The sequence below is a fragment of the Streptomyces sp. NBC_01092 genome (assembly GCF_045039535.1).
In the GTDB taxonomy this organism is placed as follows: Bacteria; Actinomycetota; Actinomycetes; order Streptomycetales; family Streptomycetaceae; genus Streptomyces.
In genome coordinates this window covers 4,190,884-4,207,334 of the sequence record NZ_CP108659.1, presented here as the reverse complement: position 1 = coordinate 4,207,334, position 16,451 = coordinate 4,190,884, and the positions used below count along the sequence as shown (strand labels likewise).

Here is a 16,451-nt window from a genome sequence, read left to right as displayed (position 1 = left end):
GGGTGCCGCTTCCCTACCGGCCCGGTCGTCCGCAGCCGCGCTCAAGGACGACCGTCCGCATGCCGCCCGCCCCGCTCTCCTCGCGGCGCACCCGCAGCCCGGCCGTGCGCAGCTGCTCCAGCACCCAGGCGTGGGAGAGCCGCAGTTTGCGGTAACTGCGGGCGGTGAGCGTCCAGGTGGCGTCAGGGGCATCCCGCTCGTGGACCAGGTCGTGCACGACGACCGTGTAGTCGTCGTAGTCGTCCGGGTACTCCAGGAAGCACGTCATGATCCGGTCCTCGGTGGCCCGGACCGGAAGGAAGCGGTCGGTACCCGTGAGCGGGACCGTCAGGTCGCGGTAGGCGAACACCGCCGTCCCCCCGGGCGCGAGGGCCGCGGCGACATCGGCGAAGAGGGCGGCCACGTCCGCGCGGGTCGGCAGATGAGTCAGCGTGTCGCCCAGACAGACGACGGCCCCGGCCGACCCCGGCCGCACCAGTTCCCGCAGCGCGGTCCGCACATCCGCCCGCACCGCCCGCACGGCGGGCAAATGGGCGGCATGGGCGGCGAGTTCGCCCAGCAGTGGCCGGCTCAGATCGACCGCGAGGACGGAGTCGAAGCCGAGAGCGGCCAGCGCGAGACTCGTGTGCCCGGGGCCGCACCCCAGATCCACGGCCAGCGACCCGGCCGCCGTACCGATCGCCGACCCGGGCGTCACACCCCACCCCGCGAGAGCGGCACGCTGCCCCGCCGCGAGCGCGTCGAGATCACCGCCGAGCATCCAGGTGTAGTGCTCGGCGAGGAAACGGTCGTAGTGGTCGACGGCGACGGGGGTGGGGACGGGGGTGGGGGCGGGCGTCGTGGTCGTCATGGACGAGGCTCCATTCAGTCCGGTGGCGAGTGAAATGTAGGGCGTAATACGGGAGTTGGACGGCTCGGCCGAACGAAATTCGGCAGCGCGGGAAGAATCACGGCCATGGACGACACTGATTCGGCGATCCTCACCCATCTCCAGCGCGATGCACGGCTCACCAACCGCGAACTCGCCCGCAAGGTCGGCATCGCACCCTCCACCTGCCTGGAACGGGTCCGCGCCCTGCGCGCCCGCGGCGTGATCACCGGCTACCACGCGGCCGTACAGCCACGCCTGCTGGGCCGCTCGCTCCAGGCCCTGGTCTTCGTCAAGCTGCGTCCTCTGAGCCGTGAGGTGATCCACGACTTCGAGGGCTATCTGACCCAACTCCCCGAGGTCGTCTCGGTCTTCGTGGTCTCGGGCGACGACGACTTCCTCGTCCATGTGGCCGTCCCGGACATCGAGCACCTGCACGCCTTCCTCATGGACCGCTTCAGCGCCCGCCGTGAGGTGGTCACCTTCCGCAGCTCGGTGATCTACCGGCAGACGACCGCCCGCGTCCTGACGCCGATCGAGCCCCGCTGAGCTTCAGACCCCGTCGAGCAGGGACAGGAGACCGTGGTCGAGTTCGGGCCCCAGGTCCTCTCTCCCTCGCTCGACGACGGAGTACGACCGCTGCAGGAACCGCCGGAGAGCGGCGGTGCCGAATCTGATGGTCACCATGCCGTGCGGCGCGTGGAATTCGATGATCGTGCGGGACCGCCCGCTCGGCACCATGCGGACGTCCCCCATCCCGGCCGCCGAGTCGAGCCCCTCCTCCAGGAGCGAGCGGGCGAACGTCCAGGTGGCCCCCCGATCGTCCTCAGAGACATCCGCGGGGAAGTCGATGTGCACGGCGAAGGGGTCGGTGGCGGTGTAACGCAGGGTGGGACGGATCGGCAGCGCCGGGTGGTCGGGCGTGACGAGGCGGGCGCGGACGGGCTGTTCGAGGGTGAGGCGCATGGTCGTTCATCTCCGGTCTTTTCCGGTCTTGGGCTCTGGCTCGGTGTGATTGCGCTTTCTCGACCGCGCCGCAGGCCTGCTGATTACGCCGAACCGGAACCTCGCCCCTGTGATCTAGCTCACGCGAACCATTTACTTGAGATTTTAGTCATCTACGCTGACAAACCCCGTCCGCGCCCACCAGCTCAGCAGGCAACCGGAGCGTTCCCGCCATGTCCGACGGTTCCCCCAAGGTGCCCGCCCAGGCATCACCCCACGCGTCCGCCACCGCCTCGTACGCCCGTATCTACGAGGAACAGCAGCCCCGCCTGGTCGCGTTCGCGCGCTCGCTCACCCGCAACAACTCCTGGGCGGCCGAGGACCTGGTGGCCGAGGCGCACTTCCGCGTCTGGCGCCGGCTGTCGGAGGGCCACGAGATCGAGAACGTACCGGCGTACCTGATGACGACGGTGCGGCACCTGGCCGCGACGGCCGGCGCCGGCGAGGCGCGCGAGACCCCGCACGACCCGCGGACCGCCGCCGAGCGGACGGAGATAGCGGACCACGCCGAGGGCGTGGCCGACCCGGCCGAACAGGTCTCGTCCGTCGACCTGTTGGTGCGCGTGCTCGGCCAGCTCCCCGAACGCTGGGTGCAGGCGCTGTGGCTCGCGGAGGCGGAGGGGCAGCCGCTGGAGGCGGTCGGGCAGCGCATCGGCGCCAAGCAGGGCGCCACGGCCGTACTGCTGCACCGCGCCCGCGAGGGCATGCGCCAGGCCTTCCTGCGCTCCCAGACGGGCGCCCCCGACGACCCCGCCTGTGAGGTCCACTGGGTGCGCATGCCGGCGTACGTCCGCGGCAACGCGACGCCCCGCCAGTCGGAACGCCTGCTCGCCCACGTGGACGCCTGCGACGACTGCCGCGGCCGGCTCGCGGTGCTCATGCGCGCCAACGACCGTCTGCCCGCACTCGTCGGCCCCGCCCTGCTGGTCTTCGCCGTGGGCGGCGCGGGCAAGTTCCTGCTGCCGCTGGCGGCCGGGTCAGCCGCCGGTACGACCGCCGCGCTGAGCGGTCAGCTGGGCAGCGTGCTGCATTCCGCCCGCCAAGCGGTGACCGGCGGCGGTGCCGGGGCGAAGGCGCCGGCGGCCGTTGCGGCCGGTGCCACGGTGGCCGGCGCGGCCCTCGCGATGATGCTCGCGCTCGGCACGGGTGGCCCTTCCGCCACGCCGCTTCCACCGCGGGTGCCGCTGGCGGAGGCGCCGGTGGCCCAGCCGTCGGAGGGGCCGGGGTCGGGGTCGGGGACCGGGGTGCCTCGGGGGTCGGGGGAGTTGGTCGGGTCGGCCGCGGTGGAGGCGGAGCGGGGTGGTGACGGGACCGAGCCGGTCGTGGACGTGGACGTCGATGCCGGTGGTGCGGCGGGGGTGGGGGCGGTTGTTGTGCCGGTGACGGTTCCGGCTGACCCGGCGCCCGCTGATTCGGTGCCGCCTGTCCCGGAGCCCGCTGACCCGGTGCCGGCCGACCCGAGACCGTCCGATCCCGTGGAGGGGCAGCCGGAGCCGCCCGGGGACGAGGCGCCGTATCCGGATGATCCGAAGCCGGAGAAGCCAGGGAAGCCGGATAAGCCAGGGGACCCGGAGAAGCCGGGTAAGCCGGGTAAGCCCGAGGTCCCGGAAACGCCGGAAGTCCCGGCGGATCCGGAGACTCCGAGCACCCCGGAGGACCCGGACTCCCCCGATGCCCCCGACACCCCCACCCCGCAGCCAACCCCCGACAACCCCGGGAATGACTGCGGGAACTGACCTCTCGTCAGGTGTGACTCACGTCACCGGCCCCCCATGAAAAGAAAGCGGATGCCACCCCCGCCGTACTGGCATGCTCATGCATGACTACTGGGGGGTAACCACCGGCCGCGCACCGCGCCGGAACGGCTTTCTCGGCATGCCTGGTTGACCGGCATGCCCGCTCCCCATGCGTCACCTCCTGCAGCGCACCCCCATACACCGCTCCCGAGGAACACGCATGCACAGACCCAAGTTCAAGAGCCACGCCGTACTGTCGGCGATCGCTCTCGCGGCCGTACTGACCACCGGCTGCTCCACCAACACCTCGACCACCACGGACGCGGCGGCCTCCACGGCTTCGGAGAGCCCCAACCCCGCCGCGGCCCAGGAACAACTCGCCGTCGTATCGGCCCCGTCCGGTACGGCCACTCCCACCGCCGTGGCCGGCGGTGACGGGGACGGCATGGCGAAGAAGTCCTCCCTCAAGGTCGCCTCGTACGACAGGAAGACCGGACGGGCCGTCATCTCGGCGCCGTCCGTGACGAAGCCGACGCCCACCCCCTCGACGAGTTCCTCGTCCAGTCCTACCTCCAGCCCCGCGGCGCCACCCGCGGTGGCCGTCGGCGACATCATCGCCAGCGCGCCCGCCCCCGGTGCCCCCGACGGCGTACTGGCCGAGGTCACGGACGTCGTGGGCACCGCGAAGACCGGCGGTACGACCGTCGAGACCGAGCCGGCGAAGCTCAACTCCGTGCTGGGCGCGAGCAAGGCCGAGGGCGAGGTCCCGGTCGACCCGTCGTCCGTCGACGTCAAGCCGCTCGTGAACGGCGTGAAGGTCTCCTGGGCGAAGACCGGCGACCTCCACTTCGGCCCCGAGGGCGCGAAACTCCCGCTGGGCAGCCTGCGGATCGACGTGGGCGCGGCGGTCTCCACGGCCGAGGGCGCCCCGGCGTCGGCGGCCGCGTCGGTGAAGGGCTTCGTCCAGCTGGCCCCCGAAGTCGCGTTCTCGTACGACGGTGCCGGCACGGGCTCGTCACCGGGCGCCGCCTTCCTGGGCCTGTCCGGAGACTGGGCCTCCCAGTGGTCCCTGAAGGGCCGCGCGGCCGGCTCGACCAACGGCAAGCCGATCCGCATCCCCTTCGCCCAGCTCCACTCCGACCCGGTGATCCAGGTCGGCCCGATCCCCGTCGTCGTCAACCTCGACCTGACCTGCTACCTCCAGGTCAACGCGGACGGCAAGGTCACTGTCGACGTCGAACAGGATCTCAAGGGCGACTTCCGCGTCGGCGGCAGCTTCTCCTGGGCCAAGGGCTGGACCCCGGTCAGCGAGTCCGACATGACGGGCGAGCCCCTGAAGACCACGGTGACGGCCGCGGGCGACGTCAAGGCGGCCCTCGGCGCCGAGGCCACCGTGGGTCTCTACGGCGCGGTGGGCGTCACCGCCGACCTGGCCCCGTACCTGCGCGCCCACGCCGACGCGACGGCCGAGGGCTCCGCCGACGGCACGGGTTCGGCAACCGGCACCTACGCCATCTACGGCGGCGTGGACCTCACCGGCTCCCTCAATCTCCAACTGACCATCTTCGGCACCCCCGTCTTCCAGACGAGGATCCCGCTGGGCGCCCTGCACCACGAGTGGCTCCTGACGGAGGGCAAGGCCACGGCGACGGCGAGCCCGCCCCCGACGAAGACCGCCTGACCCGTCCCACGACGCGGGCCGCGCTGCCGTTCAACACCCGGCGGCGCGGCCCGCGTTCGCGTGGTGGCGGTCGGAGGACGGCGGCCGTACGGCGTCAGTCACTGGAGTCGGAGTTCGACCCCGACCCCGACTTCCGCCCGCTACGGGCCAGCACCCGGACCACTTCGCCCAGCCCCATGGTCACTTGGGCCACTATGCGCACCCAGCGCGGGCCTCCGCGTGAAGCCCACACGACACAGACGCATCCCCCGACGACGAGCACCAGGACACCGACCAAGACGAGCACTGCCATGCTCATCCCCCTTCTTCCTCTAGGGTCGCCGCCATCCTCTCAGTCGGTATGACAAGCCCTGTTCCGCAGGGCCTATGGCTGTCGACACGGCGGTCGGGGAGTGGTGACCTGGTGGCCGCCGCCCTTCAGGACCGCGGCGGCACCCGCCAGTACTGCCGCTCCTTCTCGTCCCGTACGACGACGCCGAGCCCGAGCAGTTCCCCGCGCAGCTCCCGGGCGTCCGCCGCGCCCTCGTCCTTCTCCCGAGCCGCCGCACGAGCCCTCAGCAACGCGTCCGCCCCCACGGGCAGCCCGGGCATCCCGGGCACCCAGCGCCGGAACTCCTCCCGGTGCGGATCCTCGTCCGCCCACCGGAACCCGTGCGCGGCGAAGGCATCGGCCAGCCGCGTCCAGGACAGATGGCACTCCTCCCGCGCGACCTCCATACCGTCCGGCCCCAGCAGCACGAGCTGCTTGCCGTCCCGTACCGCCAAGGCGATCTCGTCGCGCCCGAACTCCTGCGACGAGTCCCTGACGCCGAGCACCACACGGCCGTCGGACACGCACACCGACAGCGACTCGTGCACCGCGATGAACCCGACCACCAGCCCCACCGCCGCCCCCACCGCGACGGAACCGATGGTCAGCCAGGGCTCCGGTACGGACGTCAGCAGCTCGGCCGGCCCCCGCAAGGGAGCCCAGGACAACGTCACGAGCCACTCGGCAAGAAGGGTGACCAGCCAGCCGACGACGGCCCCGCACGCCACCCAAAACAGTGTCAGAACCCAGGCCGACTCCTTGAGCACGGTGACATCACCGACGCCCGGATCACCCTTCCCCACCTTCTCCAGACGCCCTCTCGCACCCACGGTGCGCCCCGTATCCGTCACCCTGTCCCCCGTCCTCATGCCGCGTCAGATCCAGCGCGCCCACCGACTCACCACCGCACCGGCGCTCTCCCGTTGCGCCGGTTGCCGGTTGCCAGTCGCCGATATGGCGCAACGCCGAGTCTGACGAGGGGCCGTAGGCCCTGCCATCGGCCGATGGTCTACGGCGCTGCGACTTTGGTTTTGCCGCGGCTGCCCGAGGGAGGAGGGGATTGTCAGTGCCGCCTGCGATGGTGTGAGTGGAGGGGGTGGGGAGGTTGGCCGTCACGGGCAGCGGGCGGGCCCATCGACCCTCGTATCGCATCTGGAGCTCGTATCGCGTCTGGAGCTCGTATCGCGTCTGGAGGTGGCATGGTGACGGCTCGTGAGGACGGCGGCTGGAGCGGCATGACCTGGCAGGGCTGGGAGGACCACGACGACATCAGGCGCCGCCTGGAACAGGGCGCCGACCCCGAGCGATGGGGCCGCGGAGGGCGCCGTCCGCTGCACCGGGCGGCGGCCCACGGCTCACCGGAGGTCGTCGCGGAACTGGCCCGACGCGTGGCGGACGTGGACGCCCTGGAGGACGGCACGACCGCCCTGTGGGAGGCCGTCATGTGCGACCACCCCGACAACGCCCGCGCTCTCGCCGCCGCGGGAGCCGACCCCTGGCGCCCCCTGCTCGGCGGCTGGTCACCCGGACGCCTCAGCCTGGCGGGCCCCACCCCGGACCTCTTCTCCCTGCCGCCCGGCGAGCCCGGCCTCACCGACGCACAGCGAGCGGCGGCCGAGGAGGGCAGACGCCTGACCGACGTGCTGACCGGCATCGACCACGACGGCTTCGGCCTGGCCTGCGTGGCCGGCATCGACGCGGAGGAGGCGGTGAGCCGCCTGGAGGCAACGCCGGCGGATGAGGCGGAGGTGGCCGAAATCCTCGACGACCCGTACGCCTGCGACCTGGACGAAACCCTGCACATCGTCGGCGTGACGACGGTCCCCGGCGGCTGCGTAGTCGCGCAGCCCTGGGGCTACGCACCGTCCATGCCGGGCATCCACACCCGCCTGTCCCGAGGCACCATCAGCTACGGCCTCTACGCCAACCCCAAGAGCGGCAACCAGGGCAGCATCACCAGAGACGGCGTCATAGAGGGCTGGGACCTCCACCCGGGAGGCGCCCCCGACGAGGAGTCCTCCGCCGAGGAGGTCCTGTCGTCCTACCTCTTCCGCCACGACGCGGTGGCGTACGCGTGCGCGTGGGCGGGCCTGCGCCTGACGGACGCGCGGGCGATCGTGGGCCCGCCGGATGCGTGGGTGGAGCTGGCGAAGCGGGACTACTGGAACGCATGAAAGCGACCGCATGAAAGAAGGGCCCGGTGCCCGGGCTCGTCGCCCAGGGCACCGGGGCCCATTTCGGTGAACTACGTGTCGGATTCCAGGTCGCTCAGTGGTGGCAGCTGGAACCGACGTTGTTGAACTGGGCGCCGGGGTGGCCCTCACCGTTGGCCAGGTTGCCGGCAAGACCGTTGAGCAAGCCGACCTGACCGAGAACGTCAACATTCAGGTCGTGCGACTTGCAATGCCCGTGCCCATGGCCGTGGTCGTCGGCGGAGGCGGTGCCGGTGGCTATGAGGCTGAGGGTCCCGACCATCGCGGCCGCAAGAGCGGCCTTCTGAAGCTTGCGCATGTCTCCTCCTTGGGTCGAGTAGAGCGCATACCTAAGATCCACATTGCGCTCATTTCGGAGGCTAATCCGATATCTCCCGGGGCGCTCATCGGAGCTGCCATACGGGCCACGGCCATGAGGGTCAATCAGCTTCGGACGCCATGAGGCCCCATCAGCTGCAACAGCCTCCACCGAAGCCGGCACAAGTCGGGGTCCGTATCCCCGCGAGTGAGAAGGCGTCAGCCCTGCCCGATCACGTGCCCGCCTAGAAGCACTCAGCCCACCCGGCGAGCATCTGCCTCCCCATTTCCCCCACACCTGCACGCTCTGCAAGAGAGTCGAAGATCCGGTCGTAGCGCGCGATGGCCGACGCGTCGCGCAGCACCACTCGCCCGGTGAACACCTCCAATGTGGCAAGGCTGGTGTCATACAGCGTGAAGGTGTTGAACGGAACCTCGGAGAACCGGCCCGTCAGCGGAAGCACCTTGAGGTCGACATTCGGGCGATAGGACAGCGATACGAGGTGCTCGATCTGTCCGGCCATCACGGCCGCCTCGCACAGCTGCCACCGGATCGCCGACTCGGTGAGCAGGAACTCGAACCGTTTGTCGAGGTCGTCGAGTACGGCCTGACGTTCCAGCTTCCGCGCGATGACTTGCTCAACGTCCATGTCGGCGGCGCCCGATGCACGCGTCATCACACACCGCATGTACTCGGGTGTCTGGATCAGTCCGGTGGGGATCGCCGGGAGGAAATACCGCAGACGCACGGCATTCCTTTCCAATGCGGCAAGCTCGCGTTGTACATCATCCACAGCGGATGCCGGTTCCAACTTCACTTGGACTCTCCCTCGTTCAATCAACTGCAGGCCAGCGTGATGCGACCGGTGAGCAGCACGTCGTGGTTCGCGTAGAGCGCGTCGAGTTCAAGGCGCCGACGCACGTGCGCCGTCCATGGAACGTCCGCCCAATCGTCGTAGGCCGGTGACCTCACCACCCGAGCACGACCGGCCTGAGTGAGGATCCAACGAGCCTGATCCTGTTCGTTGTTGCGCCCTCCGAGTCTGCAGGCCAGCTGCCACAGCTCCTCGCCGTCGGACAGCTCATCGACGACGGTGACGAGACCGACGTCGCCGAGGCCGCGCTGATCGCTGGACTGGGTGGTGTACGCGATGGAGAGGTCTTCGAGGGGAAAGACGGTCACGCGGCTGGTTGCGGTCAGCACGGTGAGGGACACGGATGGGTCCGTTCTGGGATGACGAGAGGGGCAGACCCATCGGGCCAGGGCAGGCAGGGCAGGCCCCGCCCCTCTCGTAGAAGGGGATGGGGAACGCAGGGGTCAGCAGCAGGGCCCGTCGCCACAGCAAGTGGGTGGATTGCAGTCGGCCGCAGTGCCCCACAGCCGCTCGTCGACCTCGAAGCCGGCGGCTCGGATCCTGGCGACGACGTCCGTCATCAGCCCGTGCGTGCGGACCTTGGAGTTGGGTTGGTGATGCAGGAAGTAGCCGAACTGCCGCTCACACCAGTCGGCGTACCACCCGGTGTGCAGGATGAGCGTGTGCCAGCCGGGGTCGACCAGCTGGGACGGGGCCATGGCGGCGCCCTCGCCAGTCGTTCCCATGACGTAGACCAATGCCAGAGCTTGGTCGACAACGCGGTCAGCGGCACAGCGCTCCAGCCCGTATTCGTCGGCGCAGAAGGCGGCGAGCGTGTCGAACTCGGTGTCTGTGACGAGGGAGCGGCCGGTACGTGGTTGGGCTGCGACGGCGGTGGTCATCGTCGGGTCTCCCGCTTCATGATTGTTCCGTTGACGGATGCGGCCAGGACCGGACGCTGGTCGGGGCGGAACAGGGTCGTGTGGAGCACGAATTCACCTCACGGTTGGAGGACCTTCGGGGAGCTCTCCCTCGCGGCGCTGGACGTGTGTCGTGTGACCCGGCAGAGGGGCTTCTGCACCGCACCGCGTGAGGTAGCACTCGCCCGTACACAGCGGGAAGAGCGGGAATGAGATGTGATGACGCCGGACGGCGGCGCATCCGGCGGCCTTTCGGCCGGCCTACGGCGCTGACCGCAACGGTTCAGACACGCGTGCCGATCGCGATCCGGTCGTTGCCGGCCAGCCGCACCATCGCCTGGAGCACGATCTTCAAGCGGCGCTCGTCCAGATACCGAACGGCGGCCAGGTGGCTTCGCTGCACGCCGACGATCGACAGCACCAGCCCGAGGAATGCACGCTCGCCTTCATCGAGTCCGAGCGTGTACACGCGTCCGGCAATGCTCTCCCACCGGCACGTCATGACGCCGTCTTCCTTCGTCACGAGCGCCGCGCGGACATTGCTCAGGGCGAGGAGCTTCTCCTCTTCAGCCAAGGCCTGTACCGCGGTGCGCTCGCGGAGGCCGGTGGCAGACCGTGCAAGTAGCTCTCCGAGCGATGGGGCATCGGGCTCGTCGCAAGTCGCACCGGACGCAGTTGGGCTGGTCGTCATCCGAGTGCCTCCGCATGAGGTCGCCCGGTGCGGCCGAACGCGATGCCCAGCGCAGTCGGATCGGTAAGGCGGCCCGAGCCGTCCGGGCGCTCCAGCCACAGGCGCTCGTTGATCGCGTACAGGACTGGCGGGCACGCGAGCTGCCAGCCGGACGCGTGCACGGTCAACTGCGGTACGTTCCCTACTTCGTTACCGAGGCCCGGAGACACCAGCCACCAGGCCCGGCTCTTCGGGGCATCCACCAGGACGGGGCCGAGCCTTTGGCCGCCAACGTGCTTCATGGCCTGGATGGACTGGAGTAATGGTCCCTCGACTACGAGCCAGTGGTCGCCGCTCGGGATCCGCGCGAACTCGTCCGCGGCCCACGCGCGACAGACCGCACTGGGATTCCGAGTGCAGGACAGAAGCCAGTCCTGGCCCGCTTGCAGGGTTAACCGGATGGGGTTCGTGGCCATGACCAGGACGTTAGGCAGTTCGATTGCGCACCTGGCCAGCGATTGCGCTTGATTGCGCACACGATTGTCGTGCTTGCGGCTGGTTGCTCAGGCAAGGTCCAGAGACGCCCGCGCGCGGCCCACCAGGCGGCGCGCCGACGCCCCGTACTCGGCGGATTCCGAGAGCCAGTCCCACGCCCGCTCGTACAGCTGGATGTCGTCCTCGCCGGTGAGCCACAGCTCTTCGCTGATCGTCTCGACGATGACCAGCCTGCGGTCGTAGATCCAGAAGGCGTGCGGAGCCGTACGGCGCAGTTGAGTGCCGAACGGCAGGATGCCGAGCTCAATCCGGCGCTGGCCCACCAGGTTGTACAGCCGGTCCAGTTGCTCAGCCATCACGTCTGCTGGGCACGGCCGGTGGTATAGCGCTGCCTCGCACACGAGGAACCGGAACGTCTTGTCGGGGTCGTACAGCGCTTCCTGGCGACGCATCCGGGCTTCGACGGCGGCCTCAGTGGTAGGCGGGATACCCCGGAACTCGGCGTTCGCCTCGAAGATGATGCGGGCGTACTCCGGCGTCTGGAACAGCCCCGGAACGCGTGAGACTTCAAGCCCGCGGATCGCCTTCGTCGCCTGGGTCTGGCGTACGGCGATCTCTTGGCGGCCGCGGTGCCCGCCGGCCAACTGGCGTCGCCAGGAGCGGTGCCGCTGCTTCAGCTCCAGTCCGGCACGGAGCCCTTGGAGCTCAGGCTCGACGTCCGGGCGGCGGCAGGCCTGCGCCCAAGCTGTCAGGTCTGCTGCGGACGGAGTCTGCTTGCCATTCTGGAGCCGGGAGACCTTCGAGGGCTGCCAGTCGACCTTGGCAGCCAGGTCCTTACCTTCGAGACCGGCCTTGGTGCGCAGCTCACGAAGCCGCGCACCGAGTGCCTCTCTGGCGGTCTGGTAGTCCGTGCTCACATGGTGGAACGTACCGGCCTGGCGAACTCCTCGGTACGTACGGCATGGTGCCAGGCTGCGTCCCGGACTTGGCAGGCGGCGAGGACCTCGGCCGGGTCCTGGGTGACGTACACACCCAGGGTGGTGTCTTCGTCGTCGAACGCGAAACGGGCGAGGATCTTGGAGTCGAAGAGCCAGAAGTCGTGGTCCGGCAGCCGCAATTCCCGCGCCTGGGAACGCGTCAGGTACCGGATGTCTTCGCCCGCTGCGATGTTGCTGGGGGCGCTGGCCAGGAGGAACTCCTGCCCCTGAGTGGGCGGTTCATCAACCAGCCGAACACGTCCGAACCGCTTGCCCTTCGCCGTTTGCACGCGGACGTTCTCCCGCCAGGCGTTGTCGGGGTCACGGGCGATGTCTTCTCCTGCGAGGAATCGTGGCCACTTCGGGCTGTTGCGGTCGGAGGCGTAGCCGCAGCGCGCCTCGAGGCGCCAAGCCGTGTGCTTGAAGTCGCTGAAGAGATGCGAGATGGAGGCGAACGGCTGGAGCTCGGGGGCATCGCTCCTGGGCGCGTAGCGGGTCAGCAGGCTGCGCGGCACGCGGACGAAGGTTTCGGAATCCTTGACGTCCCGCAGCTGGGCGAGGTGCTCCGGGTCGGTCTCCCGCTCGCCCTGGACGAGGATCTCGTCTGTGCCCTCGATCTCGTAGAGGGTGGGGCAGTCGCCGTCGTCGCTGGTTGTGCCGAGGAACCTGAGTGTCATGTCGCCCTCCACCTGTGCTGCTTGGAGATCCAGGATGCGGGTGCCGGCCTGAGCACGCTCAAAGATTGCAGCAGATTGCGCATCCTGGGCTGTAGGCATGGATTGCGTGCAAGCAGGCCTGTCTACGAGACAGCCTTAGGCGGGCACCGGGCAATCCAAGCAGCGGAAGGCGCGAGGGGCGCTGCCTGAGGTGGAGGTGCTGGCCGCGAACTCCGAGAAGTCGCCGCTCTCGTTGCGATACACCACGCCAATCCCGTGTTCGGCGAGCAGGTTCCGTAGGTCCTCGCGGGGGAGCTCGGGGGACAGGACCATCAGGTGGAGAGGCTGGCTGTGGGCAATGCTTCTCAAGTGGTGGCGTGCTAGAAGGAGTTGAGTCATAGCTTCCGCTATCGACTCGCTGGCCGCACTCCCTGTCGGCTCATAGACCGTGTTGCTCGTTGGGTTGTAGAGCTCGACCATGAGCTGGGCCGTTGCGTCACGCATCGATACTTCGAGCTGACCGATCGTTTCTCCTGCGACGAGAGAGCTCTCTTCGAAGGTGTCTGCCAAGTCATCGCGAGCAGCGGCTACTTGTTCGGTGTCGGACAGTTGGCGTTGCTGGCGCTTCTGACGTCGATAGGCGCGAGTGAGCTTGGCTGCGCTGCGGTTAAACCGGGAGCGGGCCTGCGTGGCGCGCGGGAGGGTGTCCTCTTCCCGTCGGATGTGCGGGCCGGTGGGGCGTAGGCGGAAGACGATTACGTTGCGATCTGCGCCTAGTTCATCCTTGGCTTCCCTTATTTCGAAGGGATTGCGCGCATCGACCTTGAATTCCCCTATGTATGCATGTGTCCGAGTATCACTTCCGGGAACCTTACCCACGGCGATAAATAAGTGCAGGGTGCGGCCCTTGTCGACGTGCTCCAGTATTGCCTTGTTGCCACCTTCTAAGGCTTGATCGCCGCGCTTCCCGGCGCCGGTATACGTGAATATGGGGCCGATGTCGTCATCCTCGGCAAGCCACCCGTCGCGGTACCCGAAGCGCTCGCCCACCTTGCTGTCGGAGAAGATGAGAACGTTCCTCTTCTCGACCGCTGGGCAGATTCCGGCGTAGCCGGCCCCGCCAAGTATGGGATGTATTTCTGCGCGCGTGAGGATCTGACCGGGGCGAGGCCCGGACGTGTGGGTCGTCATGATCCGAGGCTAGTGGTTTCAGTAGGCACAGAGTGACGGATCTGATGCGGTTCGCTTGTGGTGACGTTGTGACAGTGCACGGCCCAGGTGAGGATGGTGCCATGGGTGACGCGACGGCGACGGTCGTAGCAGGTGGCATCGGTCTTATAGCAGCGGTTATTGGGGCTGTGATCGCGGGGAGGTACGCCGAGCGTGGAGCAAAGGCGGGTGGGCGCAAGGCTGTTGAGGCTGCGCTCGCACAGGTTCAGGGGCAAGCGGCAGCGGAGCACTGGCAGTGGGTGCGTAGCCAGCGGTACCAGTCCTTCGCTTCTCTCCTCGCGGCCTACACGGCTCTTGATGATGTGCTCGCAGGAATCACGCCTGAGGTCAGGGGTGGAGTCCCGCTTGACGTAGCAACCAAGGATGCACTGCGGCGGGCCACGCTGGACCTGCAAGACAAGACAAGCCTGTTGGCGTTATGGGGGCCGGACGAGGCAAGGGCGCTGGCATATGCCTTGACTCGTAGAGCAGTTGAGTCAGTCAGGTCCTTGCTTCAAGCAGAGCAGGCAACTTCTCAAGGTCGGATACCAGAGTGGTCGAACTACGAACAGGCGAGGGGTGGCATGAACGAGGCTTATGCCACCTTCCTCCAGAGAGCCGGAGAGATAGTTCGCGACCCTATGCAGGCCGTCAGTTAGCGCGGCTGGCTTGTCTGAGAAATCACGCCTATGAAGTTTTCCCACGTGGGCGAGCTGATAGTTAGGTGCGGCCCCGAGGGGACCTTCGAGTCGCGCACGGCGATAGTCCCAGCGAACGAGGCCATCTCTAGGCACTCGCCCCCCATGCCGTTGCTGTAGCTGCTCCTGTGCCACGGGGTGCTCGACGGCGGGATCATCGGGAGTTCTCCTCCAAGAGTCTTGTGATCAGCAAGGCCGAGCGCTGAGGGCTCAGGGCCAACGCCCTGAGATGATCGAATGCCTTCGTGTAGAGGGCAACGTCCTTGGGTTCCTCGAGGTAGACCGAATCGGTAAGCCCCTCTCGGTACACCACGTCTGGGTCCTCCTGCTCTGGAAAACCGAGGACCGTGAACGACCCGGTGGTGGGATAGGCGCCTGCATCGAACGGCAGGATCTGCACGGTCACGTTCTTCAACCTCTGGATTTCCAGCATACGTTCGAGCTGGCGGGCCATGACCTGGCGGCTGCCGATCGTGTGCAGCAGGGTGCTCTCGTGGACGACGGCCCATAGGTCAGGCGCGCTCTCGCTGGTGAGGAGCTCTTGTCGCCGCACCCGGACGTCGACCATGCGCTGAATGTCCTCGGGGGTGTGGTCGACCCATGCGCGGCTCAGCTCGGATGCGTACTCCCTGGTCTGCAGCAGGCCGGGGATGAACTCGGCTTGATAGGTGCGCAGGTCGGAGACTGCCTGTTCGAGGCCGACGTACACAGAGAACCACGCAGGGATCGCATCGCTGTGTGCGTGCCACCACCCCTTCGTCTTGGACTCCTTGGCTAGCGACTTCAGAAGATCACGCAGCTCATCGGCGGTCCCGTAGAAACGGCACACGGCGTCGACATCCGAGGGTTGGACACGCCCCTGCCCCGTCTCCATGCGGCTGACCTTGGAACTGCTCCAGTCCAGCTCCTTGCCCACCTGGCTACAGGTCAGGCCGCTCTCTTCGCGTAGCCGCTTGAGCTCGATCGCAAGGCGGCGACGGCGAGCCGTGGGGGACCCGGTCATGGCAACTCCTCGGGGGATAGCGGATGTTCCATCCCATCGGAAGGGGCGCGAAAGGCCAATCACCCTAAAGGGGGAATCCCTTTATGCATGTTGCACGGCGGGACATGCACTGCAACTCTGTCACTCAGAGTCATTGCGTGAAAGCTGTGCGCGATGGAGCGCGTGAGAGGGGTCGAAGATGATGTATGTGAGCGGCTGTGCCGGCCGAGAGCCCTGGGTGCACAAGTTCGTCGCCCAGCCAAGGCAACTCTCTGAGTTGCGGCGAATGTTGAAGCTCCGCCTCATTCTGTGGGGGCTCCCCGATCATGTTGACGCGGCGCAGATCTGCGTATCAGAGCTGGTGACCAACGTCATCCGGCACGTTGGGGAGGGAACGCCCGCCACGCTACGCATGGCGCTCAACGAGCCATATCTACGCTTGGAGGTTGAGGATCCCGATACGCGGTCATTGCCCACACTGCTCGCCGCCAGTACCGCGCTGGAGTCGGGCAGAGGAGTGGCGCTCGTCGACACCCTGACGGCTCACCGCTGGGGCGTGTCCCTCCGAGGCAACTCGAAGGTGGTGTGGTGTGAGCTTGCTACGGATGCTTCCGCCGCCTGCGGCCAGACGAACGGCCCCCGTGTCACGCGAGTCGAGGCCATTCTTGACTTGTACGGGTCGTGGCGACTCCCGCACGGTAGAGCGATCTACGGCGAGGGCGGTGTGCTGAGCATGGCAGTGGTCGAGGACGCTGCCATCGGGGTCATGACCGACCTGCTGCACTGGCTGCGTGCACGCGGCTATGACCCCGATGACGTGCTCGACCGGGCGCAGTCTCACTTTGAGGCCGAGATCGGCGAGGTTGTCTGAGCGCCGAGT

Annotated in this window: 21 protein-coding genes; 6 read left to right on the top strand and 15 right to left on the bottom strand. The window is 68.1% G+C overall.

Annotated features, from left to right (window positions below; all coding sequences use genetic code 11):
- Window positions 1-13 precede the first annotated feature (13 nt).
- A complete protein-coding gene (locus tag OG254_RS18930) occupies window positions 14-850 on the bottom strand; it encodes a methyltransferase domain-containing protein (protein ID WP_405583263.1) in 837 nt (278 codons plus the stop codon).
- A 105-nt stretch (window positions 851-955) separates the two neighbouring features.
- Between OG254_RS18930 and OG254_RS18925 the strand changes: the two genes are divergently transcribed.
- Window positions 956-1,417: an Lrp/AsnC family transcriptional regulator gene (locus tag OG254_RS18925; RefSeq protein WP_351190006.1), complete on the top strand. Its 462-nt coding sequence runs from the start codon at window positions 956-958 to the stop codon at window positions 1,415-1,417.
- A 3-nt stretch (window positions 1,418-1,420) separates the two neighbouring features.
- Here OG254_RS18925 and OG254_RS18920 read toward each other — a convergent pair whose 3' ends face one another.
- Entirely contained in the window at window positions 1,421-1,834 is a 414-nt protein-coding gene (locus OG254_RS18920; protein WP_405583261.1) for an SsgA family sporulation/cell division regulator, read from the bottom strand.
- A 212-nt stretch (window positions 1,835-2,046) separates the two neighbouring features.
- Between OG254_RS18920 and OG254_RS18915 the strand changes: the two genes are divergently transcribed.
- Together OG254_RS18915 and OG254_RS18910 are read left to right on the top strand one after the other, a co-directional pair.
- On the top strand, window positions 2,047-3,609 hold the full coding sequence (locus OG254_RS18915; RefSeq protein ID WP_405583259.1) for a sigma-70 family RNA polymerase sigma factor: 1,563 nt from the start codon (window positions 2,047-2,049) through the stop codon (window positions 3,607-3,609).
- A gap of 220 nt (window positions 3,610-3,829) precedes the next feature.
- The gene (locus tag OG254_RS18910) at window positions 3,830-5,290 is read left to right on the top strand and encodes a hypothetical protein (RefSeq protein ID WP_405583257.1); all 1,461 of its coding nucleotides are present in this window, start codon (window positions 3,830-3,832) and stop codon (window positions 5,288-5,290) included.
- A 94-nt stretch (window positions 5,291-5,384) separates the two neighbouring features.
- Here the strand turns inward: OG254_RS18910 and OG254_RS18905 are convergent, their stop codons facing one another.
- Both OG254_RS18905 and OG254_RS18900 read right to left on the bottom strand, forming a co-directional pair.
- Window positions 5,385-5,582, bottom strand: coding sequence for a hypothetical protein (locus OG254_RS18905; protein WP_405583255.1), 198 nt, complete (start codon window positions 5,580-5,582; stop codon window positions 5,385-5,387).
- A 125-nt stretch (window positions 5,583-5,707) separates the two neighbouring features.
- Window positions 5,708-6,430: a hypothetical protein gene (locus tag OG254_RS18900; protein WP_405583253.1), complete on the bottom strand. Its 723-nt coding sequence runs from the start codon at window positions 6,428-6,430 to the stop codon at window positions 5,708-5,710.
- Between the two features lie 369 nt (window positions 6,431-6,799).
- On the opposite strand from OG254_RS18900, the gene OG254_RS18895 reads away from it, so the two are divergent.
- Window positions 6,800-7,774 (top strand): ankyrin repeat domain-containing protein, encoded by a 975-nt coding sequence (locus OG254_RS18895; protein WP_405583251.1) that lies wholly within the window; start codon window positions 6,800-6,802, stop codon window positions 7,772-7,774.
- Window positions 7,775-7,868: 94 nt separating this feature from the next.
- On the opposite strand, the gene OG254_RS18890 is transcribed toward OG254_RS18895, so the two are convergent.
- The 9 genes from OG254_RS18890 to OG254_RS18850 form a co-directional block, all read right to left on the bottom strand.
- Complete coding sequence (locus OG254_RS18890) at window positions 7,869-8,111, bottom strand: hypothetical protein (protein WP_405583249.1); 243 nt, start codon at window positions 8,109-8,111, stop codon at window positions 7,869-7,871.
- Window positions 8,112-8,355: 244 nt separating this feature from the next.
- A complete protein-coding gene (locus OG254_RS18885) occupies window positions 8,356-8,928 on the bottom strand; it encodes a DUF5753 domain-containing protein (RefSeq protein ID WP_405583247.1) in 573 nt (190 codons plus the stop codon).
- Window positions 8,929-8,948: 20 nt separating this feature from the next.
- A complete protein-coding gene (locus OG254_RS18880) occupies window positions 8,949-9,326 on the bottom strand; it encodes a hypothetical protein (protein WP_405583245.1) in 378 nt (125 codons plus the stop codon).
- 102 nt (window positions 9,327-9,428) lie between these two features.
- Entirely contained in the window at window positions 9,429-9,866 is a 438-nt protein-coding gene (locus OG254_RS18875; protein ID WP_405583244.1) for a hypothetical protein, read from the bottom strand.
- 301 nt (window positions 9,867-10,167) lie between these two features.
- The gene (locus OG254_RS18870; RefSeq protein ID WP_405583242.1) at window positions 10,168-10,458 is read right to left on the bottom strand and encodes a hypothetical protein; all 291 of its coding nucleotides are present in this window, start codon (window positions 10,456-10,458) and stop codon (window positions 10,168-10,170) included.
- 113 nt (window positions 10,459-10,571) lie between these two features.
- Window positions 10,572-11,030 carry a hypothetical protein gene (locus OG254_RS18865; RefSeq protein ID WP_405583240.1) on the bottom strand — a complete coding sequence of 153 codons (459 nt, stop codon included), beginning with the start codon at window positions 11,028-11,030 and terminating at the stop codon, window positions 10,572-10,574.
- 87 nt (window positions 11,031-11,117) lie between these two features.
- A complete protein-coding gene (locus OG254_RS18860) occupies window positions 11,118-11,966 on the bottom strand; it encodes a helix-turn-helix domain-containing protein (RefSeq protein WP_405583238.1) in 849 nt (282 codons plus the stop codon).
- Window positions 11,963-12,703 (bottom strand): DUF6879 family protein, encoded by a 741-nt coding sequence (locus OG254_RS18855; protein ID WP_405583236.1) that lies wholly within the window; start codon window positions 12,701-12,703, stop codon window positions 11,963-11,965. Before OG254_RS18855 ends, OG254_RS18860 begins: the two co-directional genes overlap by 4 nt.
- Before the next feature lie 135 nt (window positions 12,704-12,838).
- Window positions 12,839-13,873: a hypothetical protein gene (locus OG254_RS18850; RefSeq protein WP_405583234.1), complete on the bottom strand. Its 1,035-nt coding sequence runs from the start codon at window positions 13,871-13,873 to the stop codon at window positions 12,839-12,841.
- A 101-nt stretch (window positions 13,874-13,974) separates the two neighbouring features.
- Here OG254_RS18850 and OG254_RS18845 point away from each other — a divergent pair, with 101 nt between their 5' ends.
- A complete protein-coding gene (locus OG254_RS18845; protein ID WP_405583232.1) occupies window positions 13,975-14,550 on the top strand; it encodes a hypothetical protein in 576 nt (191 codons plus the stop codon).
- On the opposite strand, the gene OG254_RS18840 is transcribed toward OG254_RS18845, so the two are convergent.
- Entirely contained in the window at window positions 14,547-14,747 is a 201-nt protein-coding gene (locus tag OG254_RS18840) for a DUF397 domain-containing protein (RefSeq protein WP_405583230.1), read from the bottom strand. The genes OG254_RS18845 and OG254_RS18840 overlap by 4 nt on opposite strands.
- Window positions 14,744-15,592: a helix-turn-helix domain-containing protein gene (locus OG254_RS18835; RefSeq protein WP_405583228.1), complete on the bottom strand. Its 849-nt coding sequence runs from the start codon at window positions 15,590-15,592 to the stop codon at window positions 14,744-14,746. The genes OG254_RS18840 and OG254_RS18835 overlap by 4 nt, the downstream gene beginning before the upstream one ends.
- Before the next feature lie 178 nt (window positions 15,593-15,770).
- On the opposite strand from OG254_RS18835, the gene OG254_RS18830 reads away from it, so the two are divergent.
- Window positions 15,771-16,442, top strand: a complete 672-nt coding sequence (locus OG254_RS18830; protein WP_405583226.1) for an ATP-binding protein — start codon at window positions 15,771-15,773, stop codon at window positions 16,440-16,442.
- The last annotated feature ends 9 nt before the right edge of the window (window positions 16,443-16,451 follow it).